Raw genomic sequence first — 15,768 nt, 5'->3', positions numbered from 1 at the left:
TTACACAATCATTCTGCCTATTCAGGACGGCGATGTCTGAGGGGTGAAACCCCTCAGACATTCGCCAACAGTCTCTTCTGAAATTGCCCCTAAATTTTCAATTATAGTATTTATCTTGTTTCCGGTAGCTGCGTAGCGTAGGTCATTGTTCGGTGTGCGAAGCTTTTCCGAGGCGTCTGCGATTGCTTCAAATTTGGATCTAGGATCAATCTGACTCGTGAGCATCCTGGGCGAAGCGGATAATGTCATCATCGCCGAGGTATTCACCATTTTGGATTTCAATCATCACCAAGGGAATAACGCCGGGATTTTCTACGCGATGAGCAGTATTCATGGGAACGTAGGTTGACTGTTTCTGCATGAGAATCGTCTCTTTGTCGTCGCAGATAACTTTAGCGGTACCGGAGACGACAACCCAGTGCTCGCTGCGGTGATAGTGCATTTGGGTGCTGATGTGATGCCCCGGCTTGACTTCAATGCGATTGATCTTATAACGATCGCCCGCGTCTATGACTGTAACTTGGCCCCAGTAGCGGGTTTGTGTGCGATCGTCAATTTTTTCGCTTGTCTCCACTGTTTCCACCATCCTGTTTATCTCGCCAACGGTGTCTGCAAAAATATGTGTAGTTCAAAGTATAGCAGGGATTGGCTAAGTGCGATCGATTTAAACATTACTCAATTAGCCGCCACTCGCGAGCATCAACAAATTGCGACAAATGCCCCACATTTGTTGTAGCAATTACCACATCATTGCCTTCACTTGCCTCCAATATTGCTTGAGCCGCCAAAATCACATCCCCGTCAAGTGCATTAGGTTCTGCGGTTGGTCTTCCTCTCCTTCTCGAATCAGCCCACAACTGAGCGGCCAAAAGCATTACTTCTGTAGTCAAAGGACGGTAGGTAAGTTGTAATTTCAATTCATCAAGCCGTTGAATACCTGCTAATTTACCTGCGCGGATCAACTCCCGTCGCACTTCGTAGTCAGCAATTTCAGGCAGAATTATTATTTCGCCCCTCCGCATTAAAGAGTTTAGCCAAACTTTGCACTCTTGAATTTCAGCAGAGGATGCTTTAGGGTTTGTTACCATTCCTAATGAGCCAGAGTCGAGAATTATTACTCTACTCATGGGAATAATGGCCGATTAGAAAGGCGGTCTTCATCTAAAGCTTTACGGAGATATTCAGCGGTTTCTGTTTGTTCTTGTTCATCTCCCTCCTCAATCCATGAATTGATTAATTCAATTGCACCTTGATTTCTTTGTATCCGTTCCTCCAGCGACAGTTTAGTAATGTCTATTTTCTCAGATGTCTGGGGAGGCTCGGACAATACGGGCTTTACTGTCACCGTTTCCATAAATAAGCGCATTATCTGAAGTAAATTCGGCCAATATTCTCTGGGAGTTTGCTGAATTACGCGGAGAAATTCCGCGATGGGCTGGCTTAAGGGGCGATCGCTCTCTTTATATTCAACCGTAGGAGTTTCGGGCGCGGAGTTTACAGTACCTGGGCTTTCGCTGCTTAAAACTTGTTCCGACATAATTACTTTTTTCCTTTCTCTCATTTACTTATATTATAAACACAGGGCGGGCGAGCGCCCGCCCGCTTTTTACTTGCTCAATACACCATCGGGAATCCCCAAAATATCCTCAATTCGAGGCATATCTTCCAAAGCAATAACTCGTCCTTCATCCTCAAAACCAGCAATTTGATCAAAATTCAAATACCGATACAAATCACCAGCAAAAGGATCGATTCTCTTCGACACAATGTCATTGTATTCTTTGACTGTAGGAAGGCGACCTAACAGCGAACAAACGGCCGCCAATTCCGCCGAACCGAGATAAACTTGAGCATCTTTGCCCATGCGATTGTTAAAGTTACGAGTAGAAGTTGAAAAAACCGTTGTCGCATCTTTAACCCGTGCTTGATTGCCCATACAAAGACTGCATCCGGGCATTTCTGTGCGAGCTCCAGCGGCTCCAAAAATGCTGTAATAACCTTCTTCTTTGAGTTGCTGTTCATCCATCCGAGTTGGCGGACAAATCCACAGGCGAGTTTTCACTTCCCCTGCACCTTCCAACACCTTCGCAGTGGCGCGGTAGTGACCGATATTTGTCATGCAAGAACCGACAAATACTTCGTCAACGCGATCGCCCGCAACCTCACTCAACAACTTAACATTATCCGGGTCATTGGGAGCAGCCACAATTGGCTCTTTAATCTCGTTCAGATCGATTTCGATGATTTCAACGTATTCCGCATCAGCATCAGCCTCCAGCAGCACCGGATTTGCCAGCCATGCCTCCATCTTCGCCACCCGGCGCATCATCGTCCGCGCATCTTGATAGCCCCGCGCCACCATGTTTTTCAGCAGCGCGACATTGGAGCGAATGTACTCGGAAACAGTCTCCACGCTCAATTTAATCGTGCATCCAGCGCAAGAACGCTCTGCAGTCGCATCGGTCAATTCAAAAGCCTGCTCGACCTTCAAATCTGGCAAGCCCTCAATCTCCATAATCCGCCCAGAAAAGATGTTTTTCTTGTTCTGTTTCGCGACGGTTAGCAAACCTTTTTGAATTGCCACATAGGGAATTGCATTCACAACATCCCGCAGCGTTACTCCGGGCTGCAATTCACCTTTAAACCGCACTAAAACTGATTCCGGCATATCCAAAGGCATAACGCCCAAGGCTGCAGCAAATGCCACCAATCCCGAACCAGCAGGAAAGGAAATTCCCAAAGGAAAACGAGTGTGAGAATCGCCGCCAGTTCCCACTGTATCTGGCAATAACATTCGATTCAGCCAGGAGTGAATTATGCCGTCTCCGGGGCGCAAAGCTATGCCGGCGCGCTCTGCCATGAAATCGGGTAATTCATGGTGAGTTTTGACATCAACTGGTTTGGGATAAGCGGCGGTGTGGCAGAAACTTTGAATTACCAAATCGGCGCTAAATCCCAAACAAGCAAGTTCTTTCAATTCGTCTCGAGTCATCGGCCCGGTGGTATCTTGCGAGCCGACTGTTGTCATTACTGGTTCGCAAGATGTACCGGGACGAACGCCGGACAAACCACAAGCTTTGCCTACCATTTTTTGGGCTAAAGTGAAGCCTTTGCCCGTATCTACTGGGATTGTGGGACGGGTGAAAATAGTGCTAGGTTCTAGTCCTAAAGCGGCGCGGGTTTTGTCGGTTAAAGTTCTTCCAATTAATAGCGGAATTCGGCCACCTGCGCGAACTTCGTCTAAGATTGTGTCGGGTTTCAGGGTGAAGGTGGAGATGATTTCTCCGGTTTCGTTGGTGATTTCGCCTTTGTAAGGATGGATGGTAATTACCATTCCTGTTTCCATTTGGGAAACATCGCATTCGATCGGCAATGCGCCGGAATCTTCAGCGGTATTGAAGAAGATCGGCGCGATCGCACCTCCTAAAATATAACCGCCACTGCGCTTGTTCGGCACAAACGGAATATCATTGCCAATGTGCCAGAGCACGGAATTAATCGCCGATTTCCGTGACGAACCGGTACCGACAACATCACCAACATAGGCTACGGGATGACCTTTTTGCTTCAAGTCTGCAATGGTTTGCAAAGCCCCAGGCATCTTACTTTCGAGCATCGCCAAAGCGTGTAGAGGAATGTCCGGTCGCGTGGTAGCATGAGGTGCAGGCGACAAGTCGTCAGTATTGGTTTCTCCAGGAACTTTAAAGACTGTAACGGTAATCGCTTCTGGCAATACAGGACGGCCTGTAAACCACTCGGCATCCGCCCAAGAATCGACTACCTGCTTGGCGTAGGGATTGGTATCAGACAAAGCTATAACGTCGTGGAAAGCGTCGAATACTAACAACGTTTTGCTCAGTGCCCGGGCGGCGGTGGCGGGAATAGCGACTTCGGCAGTGGGGTTGAGCAAATCGATTAAAGATTGGACGTTGTAACCGCCCATCATTGTCCCCAGCAGGTAAACTGCCCATTTGGGAGCAATTAGGGGGCTGTGGATTTCGCCTTTAGCAATGCCAGTTAAAAAACCAGCTTTGACGTAGGCGGCGCTGTCTACGCCTGGGGGGACGCGATCGCGCAATAATTCTATTAAGGTTTCTTCTTCTCCAGCCGGCGGATTTTTCAGCAGTTCACACAGTTCCGACGTTTGCTGGGCGTCTAGCGGCAGCGGTGGAATTCCCTCATGGGCCCGTTCGGCAGCGGTACGGCGGTAAGATTCAAGCATTTCTCCTCTCTCCTCGGATAGTATTCGGTGGTTGTTTGTAGGTGACTTTACTTTTTAGATTAGGAGCTTCCGCTGCACATTGGGTAAAGTACCTCGCTCTTATAAAAACTTAACGCAACTTTAAAAACAGTAGATTTTCATACCAAAGACAGATGTGGTCTTTAACGGGAGAGCAGCGTATCAAACTTCAGCCGAGCAGTTTAGGGGCCTTCAGTTGCATAGTTCTGGTTAAGATTAATGTGTTGTGGGCTACTGTAGATCCTCCTCCGCATCTGAAATCGTCATTTACCAATAATCTGGACTGTTTTTAGTTCGTAGTCTGAAACCCTTGATTTTCCGTTGGTAGCTCCATTGGCGAATCGACTTGAAACTTTTATTCTACGAATGCCAATTAAAAACAGTCCGCAGTATTGATTGACCACAAGTTTAAAAAAGTTGTCCTGCTAATGGATCGATTAAAAAATGGAAAGTTTTATCCCTGAAAACTCTGAAAACTGTCACGGCTGGGCCTCCAAGCCAGACTTGTACAAAGAGCTGCAAGGAACCAAAGAATTACTGCTGACGATCGCCAACTCGATGCCCATACCCCTGATTGTCAGCAGTCTGGCGGATGGCACAATTCTTTATAGTAACGATTTATGTCGTCAGGCTTTCGGGTTCACAGGATTTAAGTCGATCGACCGCCACAAAGCTGAAATGCTCTACCACAAACCTGCAGAGCGCCAGGAATTGCTGTTGCGGCTCGCCCGCAACGGACACGTCCGCGAGACAGAAGTCCGGCTTAAAAAAGCTGACGGCACGCTGTTTTGGGCGAGTGTATCGATGCGGTATCTGACATTGGTGTCGGGGAAAGCTGTTCTGTCAGCGTTCACCGACATTACGGATCGGAAGCGAGTGGCCGCCAAGGAGCAGGAATTGCTCACGTCAATCCACTCGCGAGCCCGCCAGCAAGCGGCCGTCGCTTACTTGGGGCAGCAGGCCCTGGCCGAAACAGATTTGTCCGCACTGATGGACAAAGCTGCGGTTTTAATTGCTCAAACCCTGGACGTTGATTATTGCCAGGTGTTAGAACTGTTGCCCTCTGGTCATGCTTTTATGCTGCGAGCGGGGGTTGGCTGGCAGCCGGGCCTCGTCGGCAGCGCTACTGTTGCGGCTTCTGCCCGATCGCAAGCAGGTTACACATTGCTAGTGGGCGAACCGACTATCGTCGAAGATTTGCGGGTGGAAACGCGCTTTAGCGAGTTGCCGCTGCTGCACAACCACCGGGCTGTCAGTGGCCTTACTGTCATCATTCCCGGCAATCGGGGGCTGGGGAGCAATTGGGGACAAGCAGAACCAGCCAGCAGTTCCTCCTCGCAGGCTTGGGGCATTTTGGGGGTTCATACCAGCCAAGAGCGGGTTTTCAGTCAAGATGACGTTTATTTTGTAGAAGCGATCGCTAACGTGTTAGCTGCGGCGATCGAGCGGATTCGATCGCAAGAGCGCTTACAAATGATGGAACGGGCGATCGAAAGTTGCAGCAACGGCATTGCAATCACCGACGCAACCGTTGCAGATAATCCGATTATTTATGTCAATCCCAGTTTTGAGCGGATTACGGGTTATCGCAGAGACGAGTTAATGGGAAAAAATTGCCGATTTTTGCAGGGCACAGACACTGACACCCCCGCTGCCAAAGAATTGCGAATTGCGATTGAAGAAGGCAGAGAAGCTCAAGTTATATTACGCAACTTTCGGAAAGACGGCACCCCTTTTTGGCACGAACTGTCGATCGCTCCGGTTTACAACTCGCGGCGACACTTAACCCACTTTATTGGAGTGCAAACAGACATTACCGACCGCCAGCGCTCGGAAGAAGAATTATTTTTAAATTCTCAAGCTTTAGCAGCTTTTAGCGCTAATCTCAAACACTTGCACCGGATTACAACTTATCATTATCAAAACTTTGAAGAACGGGTTGACGATTATCTAACAGCAGGCTGTTTGATGTTCGGACTTTCTATAGGGATCATGGCTGAAGTTGAGAGCGAAACTTTTATTGTCCAGGCAGCGAAAACAGATTTAGGATACTTCGTACGAGGCTTAGAATTGAACCTCAGCGATACTTACTGCGCCGCAGTCATTAAGCTCAACAAAACAGTTGCATATTCTCATATAGGAGCAGACGTAGAGATGCGCGAACATCCAGCTTATCAAAGCTGCAAATCAGAATCTTACATCGGAACGCCGATCTTTGTTAACAATAAAACCTACGGAACTTTAAGTTTTAGTTCGCCAGAAATAAAAAAAAGAAAGTTCAAGTATGAGGAAATAGAAATTATAGAATTGATGGCTCAAAGTATTGGCAAAATTCTGGCAGTTCACCAAATGGAAGTCGAACGCCAGCAAGCTGAAAAAGAGCGATGCGAGTTGATAGTATCTCTCAAAGAAAGTGAAGAACGCTATCGCCGTTTAGTAGAACTATCTCCCGAAGCGATCGCCGTTCACAGTCAAGGGAAAATCGCCTACATCAATGCTGCCGGCGCAAAACTCCTCGGTGCGAGTTCTCCTGAAGCGCTGATTGGCTTTCCCATATTGCATTTCGTCCATCCAAACTATGTGCAAATAGCCACAGAGCGCATTCGGCTAGTCGAGATAGAAAATCAGCCACTCGACCTTGCCGAACAAAAACTGATGCGGCTCGACGGACAAATAATAGACGTTGAAATGGCCGGCATCCCCGCTATTTATCAAGGCTCGACGGCCGGCCAGATTATTATCCGAGATGTCACCGAGCGCAAGCGAGTAGAACGGCAACTGCTGCACGGCGCTTTTCACGATGCGCTGACGGGTTTGCCCAACCGGGTTTTGTTCATCGACAGGCTAGGACAAGCCATCCGCCGATCCAATCAGTCCCCCGATTACAAATTTGGTTTACTTTTCCTAGATTTAGACCGCTTCAAAGTAGTGAATGATTCTTTAGGACACGTTTTAGGAGACAAACTGCTAATCGCCCTCGCCCAGCGACTGCAAACCTGCGTCCGGGTTTCTGATACCGTCGCCCGACTGGGGGGAGACGAATTCACCATCCTGCTAGATCACATTCAGAGCCTCAGCGACGCCACCCTCGCAGCTAAAAAGATACAAAAAGAACTGACGAAGCCGTTTCATCTCGAAGGGCACGAAGTATTTACCACCGCTAGCATTGGCATTGTTTTCAGTCGAGGCGAAGCCACCGCCAGTGGCGAATTAAATTCGTACACTCACCCGGAAGAATTCCTACGCGATGCTGACATCGCTATGTACCGCGCTAAAGCTTTGGGTAAGGCCCGCCACGAAGTGTTTAATTTGGCAATGCACGACCAAACTATGTCGCTGTTGCAGTTAGAAACTGACCTGCGGTTGGCTATTTTGGGCAAGGAGGAATTAGGAGAGAGCAAGGATCAATGTTCGCACTTTATTGTGCACTACCAACCGATTGTTTCGATCGCCAGCGGTGCGCTCGAAGGTTTTGAGGCCTTGGTGCGTTGGCACCACCCAGTTCGGGGTCTAGTTCCGCCGTCTACTTTTATCCCTGTAGCTGAAGAAACAGGTTTGATCGTGCCTCTGGGAGCCTGGGTGTTGCGGGAAGCTTGTCAGCAATTGCGGATTTGGCAAGAAATGTTAACCGAGCAACAGGGAAGAAGTCCAATGGAAGTTGGAACAATGCCCTTCGACTCGCTTCGGCTGCACTCAGGGCAAGTCGTTGAGGGTAACAAGAAGGAAGAAGGCGCTTCGATTTCGCTCAGGGTAACAACAGGGAAGATGGCAACGGGTAATGTAGGGGAGTTAAGTGATGTAACAGATACAGGGCATGAGGAACACGGAACTTTTACTGAGTGTACCCCCAGTATTGGTCACAGGGAAGAAAGAATCAGTAAAAAATTACCAATTCCGAGTTACCAATTCCCGATTAGCGATTTCCACTCATCTATTACCAATTCCCAATTCCCAATTACCAACTCTTCGGCTACGTTCAGTACAACTGCCCAGGTACTAATTCCGAATTTTAAATTACCAATTATTGCTCCTTCGCAATTAACAATGAGCGTCAATCTCTCTCCTAAACAGTTAGGTATGCCGAATTTAATCGAGGAAATCGATGAAATTTTAGCAGAAACTGGCTGCGATCCGAGCTGTTTAAAATTGGAGATTACTGAAAGTGCGATCGTGGAAAATGTCAAGAAAGCCAATATTGTGCTATCCCAATTAAAAAGTAGAAATATTCGATTGTCGATCGACGATTTCGGTACTGGCTATTCGTCTTTAAGTTACTTGCACCGTTTTCCCCTGGATACACTGAAGATCGATCGATCTTTTGTGAGCCGCTTGGGGGCTGTCGAAAATGGTGACGATGGGGGTCAGCCTTTGCAGATTGTGCGGGCGATCGTAACTTTGGCTCACAATTTGGGATTAAATGCGATCGCCGAAGGTGTAGAGACAGCCGAACAGTTAGCACAGCTTCGAGAACTAGACTGCGAATTAGCTCAGGGATATTGGTTTTCTAAACCTTTGGAAAGTTCTGCCGTGACAGAAATCTTGATAAGTCTGGGTAATATAGCAATTATGGACTGATTGAGGTACAGATTGGTAAAGGGTGCCTCACCCCGTGAAGACATTTTTGCTACAAACTCCTAATCTCAAAACAGATGCACCAGGGAATAAATGGTGCATCAAAATTAGATTTTACGTGATGATATCATATCAAATCCGTTAGCATCGCAATAGTAAATTCGAGTTCACTGTTGACGGTTGACGGTTGACTCCGTGAACAGTCAACCGTCAACAGTCAACATCATAAGGAGTGTAACCGGAAATGATATCAAATCTGTTAGGATCGGAATTCTTCATCTGCGTGAATCCGCGTTAATCCCTTGTCATCGGCGGTTAATACATTCTCTTTTTTAAACCGCAGATGAGGACAGATTAACACAGATTAACGCAGATGAGTGAGTTAAATTCCGCTTGTAGGGTCCGTGATTGTTGAGTATTGAGTAGATTTTACGCCCGACTATGCTACCGGATTTTATTTGGTTTAAAATTACACAACTGAGGCACAGTAAGGCTTTCGCAATTGCCAATTGCCAATTACAGCTTACCAAGTCCCTATTAACAATTAGCTTTGAGGGGAATCTCGATCGCCAATTCTGTACCCTGTCCCGGCGAAGAAGTGCATTTGAGCGACCCGTTGTGTCTGTCTGTAACAATTTGATAGCTAATTGACAAGCCCATCCCAGTGCCTTTACCGACAGGTTTAGTGGTAAAAAACGGGTCAAAAAGCCGAGTGCCGACAGTCTCCGGTATTCCCGGCCCGTTGTCAGCAATCCGAATGATTACTTTGCCCGCTGGCGATATTTCAGTGCGGATGCGGATGTTGCTGGGCTTTTGCCGCATTTCCTCAGCAGAACGGCGCTGATCCCGTTCTTCCAAAGCATCCAAAGCATTGCTCAAGATGTTCATAAATACTTGATTTAACTGTCCGGCATAACATTCTACTAAGGGCAATTGAGCGTATTCTTTAATCACCTCAATTTCGGGATGATTGTGTTTAGCTTTGAGGCGGTGCTGCAAAATCATCAGGGTGCTATCTATGCCCTCGTGGATGTTGACGGCTTTCATTTCTGCTTCGTCCATGCGGGAAAATGTGCGGAGAGAAGCAACAATTTGTTGAATTCTATCTGCACCGACTTTCATTGAAGAAAGTAACTTGGGCAAGTCTTCCATTAGAAATTCAAGTTCAATTTTCTCTACTTCCTCTTGAATTTCCGGGACTGGATCGGGATAGTGGTTTTGGTAAAGTTCGATCAGGTGTAGCAAGTCTTGGGTATAGTCGTTGGCGTGGCTGAGATTGCCGTAAATAAAGTTAACTGGGTTGTTGATTTCGTGGGCGACTCCTGCCACAAGTTGACCGAGACTTGACATTTTTTCATTTTGAATTAACTGCGATTGAGTGCTGGTTAATTTCTGCAAAGTTTTCTCTAATTCGCGAGCTTTATTGCGAGTTTGGGCGTAAAGATCGGCTTGGTTGAGGGCGATCGCCAATTGAACTGTAACTGCTTGTAATAATTCTACTTCGCCCTCACTCCAGGGTCGCACAGCAGCGGAGTGGGCGCAGGTAACAACGCTCACTACTCCCGAAAGTGCCTGTATCGGAATTGCCAACACAGATCGGTAGCCCAGAGAGTTAAGAGATTTTCTCCAAACATGATCTGCCACTGTTTCGACATCATCCACCAGCAGCATTTCCATATGCAAGAGTTTTTCTCCCATAGAACCTAAGTCGGAAGCTTGATAGCAACCTATTAAATCGGGAAGTTCGGGGAGGCGAGATTCTTTAATAATTTCCCAGAAAGCATCCTCCCCGTCGCCACGATACCAGGCAAAATTGCAGCGATCGATCTGCAGGAAAGCGCGAATTTCTTGGACGGCGACAGCAATGATGCTGTCGAAATCGAGGGAATTGCGAATTTGAGCGGTGAGACTGTTGAGCAATTTTTCTCGATCTGCCTGCTGTCTGAGTCGGGCTTCCGATCGCCTCAAGGCAATTTCTCCCCGCTTGCGATCGGTAATGTCTTCGGTGACAGCTAATAGATATTGCGGTTTGCCATCAGCATCGAGTATTGCTGTTTTCTTGGTATGAAATATCCGCGTTTCTCCTTGTCGCGTTTCAATCTCTTCTTCGGCGATTTCTACAATTTGCCCGCTGTTGAGAACTTCCCGGTCTTTTGCGGTGAAAAAATCAGCTTGTTCTGTTGGGAAAAAGTCGTAATCATTTTTGCCAATCACTTCTGCTGCACTGAAACCGAGTAAATGTTCAGCTACTGGGTTCCACAGAACAAACCGCAGTTCTTGAGCATCCTTGGCAACCACTCCTACGGGTATGGTTTTGAGTACGGACTCCATAAACTGTTGGGCGTGTTGGAGTTCTGCTTCTGCCTGTTTGCGATCGCTAATATCTCGGACGTTAGCAATGATGCTGAGATTGCCGTTGAGATGAATTCTTGACAGGGCAATTTCTGCATCAAAAGTTGAACCGTCGTGGGGGCGCCTCACTTTCCATTCCACGCGACCTGTTTCGCCTGCTAATACTCTTTCCCAAAGTTCTCCCATTTGTTCAATGGGATTGTCGGCGCTTGAATAGTCGTTTTTAAGTGATAATTTTGTTGCTTCTTCCTGGCTCACTCCGTACATTTCTAACATTCGATTATTGACATCGAGAATATTTCCTTCTAAATCATGAATGAAGATAGCATCGTAGACATTGTTAAATATGGTTCGCAGGTTTTGTTCGGAAACTTGTAGGGCGGCTTCTGCTTCTTTTCGATCACCAATTTCTTGTTCTAATTGGGTGACTGCTTGGGAAAGTTCGGCCGTGCGATCGCTCACTCTGTCTTCTAACTCGACTGCTGCTTGCCGCAGTGCTGCTTCGGCCACTTTGCGATCGGTAATATCGATTACCGTACCGAACAGTTTTACCACATTGCCGTTCACATCGGTTTCGGCTCTGCCCACGGCGTTCACGTGTCGCAAGATGCCGTCGGGACGGTAAAGGCGAAAGTCAAAGTCAAAAGGGATGCCTGTTGAGAGTCCCTGCTGCACTTGAGTTTGCCACAATTCCAAATCTTCTGGATGAATCAGAGCTACCTGTTCGGCTAGGTTGGGCGCGATGGGGGCCGGTTCGAGCCCGAAGATACGGAAAAGTTCTTCCGACCAAGTGAGGGTTTCGGTGGCTGCGTCGAGTTCCCAATTGCCGACATGGGCGAGTCTCTGGGCTTCTTTGAGCTGTCGCTGGCTATTGCGGATGGCGGTTTCGGCAACTTTGCGATCGGTGATGTCGAGCAGGACACCGCAAAATACTATCTCGCCATTTTCGTTGCGGGTGGGCATGGAGTCGCCCTGCCACCAGCGAATCTCACCGTCGGGCTTGACTAACCGCCCTTCATAGTGCCAGGGAGAGAGGTTTACTACGGCTTCGTTGACGGAAGCGAGGTGGCTTTCCAAGTCTTCGGGGTGGACGCGGGAAATGAAGCAGGTAATGTCTCCCATCATTTCTGCTGCTGTGACGCCGGTAATATCGAAGATGCGATCGCTCATGTAGTCAACTCTCCACACTCCCTGGCTGCTGCAAAATTGGAACAGAGCTCCGGGGATGGTGGCCGCGATCGTCCGAAACTTGGTTTCGCTGGCAGTGAGTGCGGCAAAAGTCTGTCGCAGTTCTGCCGTGCGTGCTTCTACTCTACGCTCTAGTTCTGCGTTGGCGTGTTGTAAGGCTGCTTCTGCTCGCTTGCGATCGGTAATGTCGGCGGCTGTACCAGTGGTGCCTAGGAAGTTTCCGGTTTCGTCGTAGAGGGCAAGGGCGTTAAACATTAAATGTTTCATGCTGCCGTCTTTGGCGATTTGGGTGGTTTCGTACTGGAAAAGTGATTCTCCGGCAAACAACCGGGCGAAAACTTCTAAATCTTTCTGGCTTTGTTCTGGTGTCACAAAGTCGGAGAACGGCCGACCGATCATTTCTTCTGGTTCGTAACCGTAGATGTACTTAACTGCTGGGTTGACGAAGGTGTAGCGCCCGATGGCATCGACCGACCAAATCATGTCTTGGGAGGTTTCTACCAGGCTGCGGTATTTGCTTTCGCTGGCTTTGACGGCTTCTTCTGCTTTTTTGCGTTCCGTCATATCGCGGGAGACGCCGACAGTCATGACGATTTCGCCGTTTTCGCTGCGGATCGGTGTTTTGACGGTGCTGAACAGCCGCACTTCTCCGTCGTAGCGCGTCACCGGTTCTTCGGAAATTTGCAAAGTCTGTCCGGTTTCAAATACGAAGGCGTCATCTTTGATGTACTGGAGAGTATTGTCGGGATCTGCGAAAGGTGCGTCTACGATGTCTTGAAGTTCTTCTTCAGTCATGCCGTAATAGTCGCGGAATGCTTGATTGGCCCAAACAATTTTGGATTTGGGGCCTTTGACTAATACCATATCGCCGATCGAATCGAGAATTTGGTGATATTTTTGCTCGCTGTCGCGGAGTTTCTGCTGCGTGGATTCAATTTCTGCTATTTGCCTCTGGGTTTGCAAGTGCAGTTCGGCTTGGTAGATGGCAACTGCTAAATGGTCGCCTACTTGTCTGGCAAATTCGATTTCGTCTTCTTGCCACTGGCGGGGTTGACCGCAGGAGTGAATGCACAGTAATCCCCACAGGTGTTGCCCTTGCAGTAGGGGTACGACTAAGTTGGCTCGGATTTGAAATCGCTTGAGGATTTTGAGGTGACAAGGACTTAACCGGGCTTTGTAAATGTCCGTGACTGCTTGAACGTATCCTTTGGCATAGTTGGTGGCAAATTGTTCGCCGAAGCAGTAGTCGCGGACTCTGGTTCCCAAAGATGGGCTGTATTGGGGCAGTACGTCTTCGGACACTACTTCGCCCTCATTCCATTCCGATTCGGGAAGAAAGCGGTAGACGGCGACTCGATCGGCATTTAGGAGTTGCCGAACTTCGGTGGCTGTGATTTTGAATATTGTTTCTAAGTCTAGGGATTCACGAATTTTGCTAATAACTCCCATCAGCGCTTGCAGCTTTTTGAACCAGGTTTGAGACTGCGTTTGTCTTTCTAGGTGAGCTAGTTTCTCGCGCAGGTTGCAGACTTCGTGATACAGGTATTCATGAAACATAATGCTTTTTATTTAGTTATTTTGCGTTTTGGTATCGAGGTTGATGGCATCTCAATAGCGCTCTGCAAGTTGAGCCTGGTAACTCAAAAAGGCAAAGAACCTATTCTCCTCCTTCTGCTAGCACTTAGCAGTTACTCACACTGCATTTCCGTATTTTTTCGAGATTTAGAGGTCAATAGACCATCTTAGCTCCCGTATATTTACTGAAAAGGTGGCATAATTTGCTACTTGATTAATTCTCAATTATTGATAATAATGCTAACAAAACTTACACATAAACCCGGTTTATTAACGTAATTAACTCAGGGAAACTCCGAAAGTGGAAACAATAAACCCGGTTCCATTGCGCGATCGGGAGGAGCGTATCGGGAGCATCTCAATGAAAGCAGGCAAGGTAGAAATTGGAGTTTTGAGGCTCTCTTGCTGCCGGGAAAGAGGAAGAAGGAAGAAGCCGGAAGAAGTGTTTTTACAAATATGAGATGCTCCCAGTGTCTCTGAATAATTTTGACATTTTTTCGGCTCGCCTTCGGTTGCGATTGTCACCTTTTTATTATTACCGCCAAAAGGATAAATTTCGTATAAACTCGCATTTCTACCTCTAAAGTGCAACCGTGTGGTTCTGGCATATAGCAGTTCTCAATCTTGGTGAGGTATACCCTATGCCGACGGATGCCTATGCCGACGGATGCCTATGCCCTATGCCCGCTTATCAAGCGTGCACCTCATGTTACTGAGAAAGGCTCTACTATGGTGATTGAGAGATAACCCAAAACCAACTGCTGGTTGGTTTAGTAAAGAAAACATGGAAGATTATTGCTTAAATTTTTAGATAAATTTCGATGCCATTGTCGCGAAAAAAAATACTTGCTTTTGCAATTTTTGGCTCTATTACCACATTTTTTATGGTACAATCTTGGGTTTATTTATCGGTTTTTTGCTGCCAATTTTCTGCTTGTGAAATACAGCATAACAAGCATGATTAAAATATTTATCAAAGCGAGGTTTAAATCCTCGAAGCCAACTTACGAAAGAGCGATCGCACTGTCATACTCAGTATAAATTATTATATTGAAGCGACGAGCGATCGGCTGCTGCGATCGACGAATTGCTACAAGCTTAAGCTGTTGTGCATTTCAATAGGGTGTGAGAATTTGGTGAAAAGGAACAGGAAACGGGAAACGGGGAACAGACAATATGTAATTTAAATACTCGACAGCTTAAGAAGCAGTTTTCAGTATTGCCTTCGCTTCCTCAATATTTTGGGCAACCAATTTGCCCGACTCGATAAAGGATGCTCTTTCAGTATCGCTGAGTTCGAGTTCCACTAATTGTTCGACTCCCTGAGTTCCCAAGCGGCAGGGCACTCCTAAAAAGATATCTTGCACACCGTATTCGCCGTGCAAATAAACGCAGCAAGGCAAGAGTCGCGACTGATTAAATAAGATAGATTCTACCATCAAACAGACAGAAGATGCGGGTGCAAAATAAGCACTACCAGTCTTCATCAATTCTACAATTTCTGCGCCGCCGTGGCGAGTCCGCTGTACGAGTCGATCGATCGCCCCAGCATCCATAAGTTGATTGATCGGAATACCGTTGACAGTAGAATAGCGGGGCAAAGGAACCATCAAATCGCCATGAGAACCGATGACAGTGGCATTGACCTCAGCAATTGAAACGCCCAATTCCATGGCAATAAAAGTTTGAAAGCGGGCGGAGTCGAGAACTCCCCCCATCCCCATGACTCGGTGTTTGGGCAAATCTGCAGCTTCCCAAGCTAAATACAGCACTTTGCGTGACTAAGAGGTACAGTAACAGCAGTGAGCAAAATAATTTTCGATTTGCTTAGTTGAACATAA

At 47.3% G+C, this 15,768-nt stretch carries 7 protein-coding genes and 1 pseudogene; 2 read left to right on the top strand and 6 right to left on the bottom strand.

Annotated features, from left to right (window positions below):
- Positions 1-205 precede the first annotated feature (205 nt).
- The 4 genes from QUA03_RS26145 to acnB all read right to left on the bottom strand — a co-directional run bounded on the left by QUA03_RS26145 (position 206) and on the right by acnB (position 4,222).
- Complete coding sequence (locus QUA03_RS26145; protein WP_445304801.1) at positions 206-586, bottom strand: cupin domain-containing protein; 381 nt, start codon at positions 584-586, stop codon at positions 206-208.
- Positions 587-671: 85 nt separating this feature from the next.
- A complete protein-coding gene (locus tag QUA03_RS26140) occupies positions 672-1,127 on the bottom strand; it encodes a nucleic acid-binding protein (RefSeq protein ID WP_333216256.1) in 456 nt (151 codons plus the stop codon).
- Entirely contained in the window at positions 1,124-1,537 is a 414-nt protein-coding gene (locus QUA03_RS26135) for a hypothetical protein (protein WP_333216254.1), read from the bottom strand. Before QUA03_RS26135 ends, QUA03_RS26140 begins: the two co-directional genes overlap by 4 nt.
- Positions 1,538-1,606: 69 nt before the next feature.
- Positions 1,607-4,222, bottom strand: coding sequence for a bifunctional aconitate hydratase 2/2-methylisocitrate dehydratase (gene acnB / locus QUA03_RS26130; RefSeq protein WP_333216252.1), 2,616 nt, complete (start codon positions 4,220-4,222; stop codon positions 1,607-1,609).
- A gap of 462 nt (positions 4,223-4,684) precedes the next feature.
- Here acnB and QUA03_RS26125 point away from each other — a divergent pair, with 462 nt between their 5' ends.
- A complete protein-coding gene (locus QUA03_RS26125) occupies positions 4,685-8,815 on the top strand; it encodes an EAL domain-containing protein (RefSeq protein WP_333216251.1) in 4,131 nt (1,376 codons plus the stop codon).
- 534 nt (positions 8,816-9,349) lie between these two features.
- On the opposite strand, the gene QUA03_RS26120 is transcribed toward QUA03_RS26125, so the two are convergent.
- Entirely contained in the window at positions 9,350-13,909 is a 4,560-nt protein-coding gene (locus QUA03_RS26120) for a PAS domain S-box protein (protein WP_333216249.1), read from the bottom strand.
- Between the two features lie 319 nt (positions 13,910-14,228).
- Between QUA03_RS26120 and QUA03_RS26115 the strand changes: the two genes are divergently transcribed.
- Positions 14,229-14,387, top strand: a complete 159-nt coding sequence (locus tag QUA03_RS26115; protein ID WP_333216247.1) for a hypothetical protein — start codon at positions 14,229-14,231, stop codon at positions 14,385-14,387.
- A gap of 739 nt (positions 14,388-15,126) precedes the next feature.
- Here QUA03_RS26115 and QUA03_RS26110 read toward each other — a convergent pair.
- Positions 15,127-15,693: pseudogene (locus QUA03_RS26110) on the bottom strand (malate dehydrogenase); the annotation flags it as partial.
- Between the last annotated feature and the right edge of the window lie 75 nt (positions 15,694-15,768).

Source organism: Microcoleus sp. S36b_A4, from assembly GCF_036700645.1.
Lineage (GTDB): Bacteria > Cyanobacteriota > Cyanobacteriia > Cyanobacteriales > Microcoleaceae > Microcoleus.
Note: the sequence above shows the minus strand (reverse complement) of the source record. Positions and strands in the feature narration are given on the sequence as shown.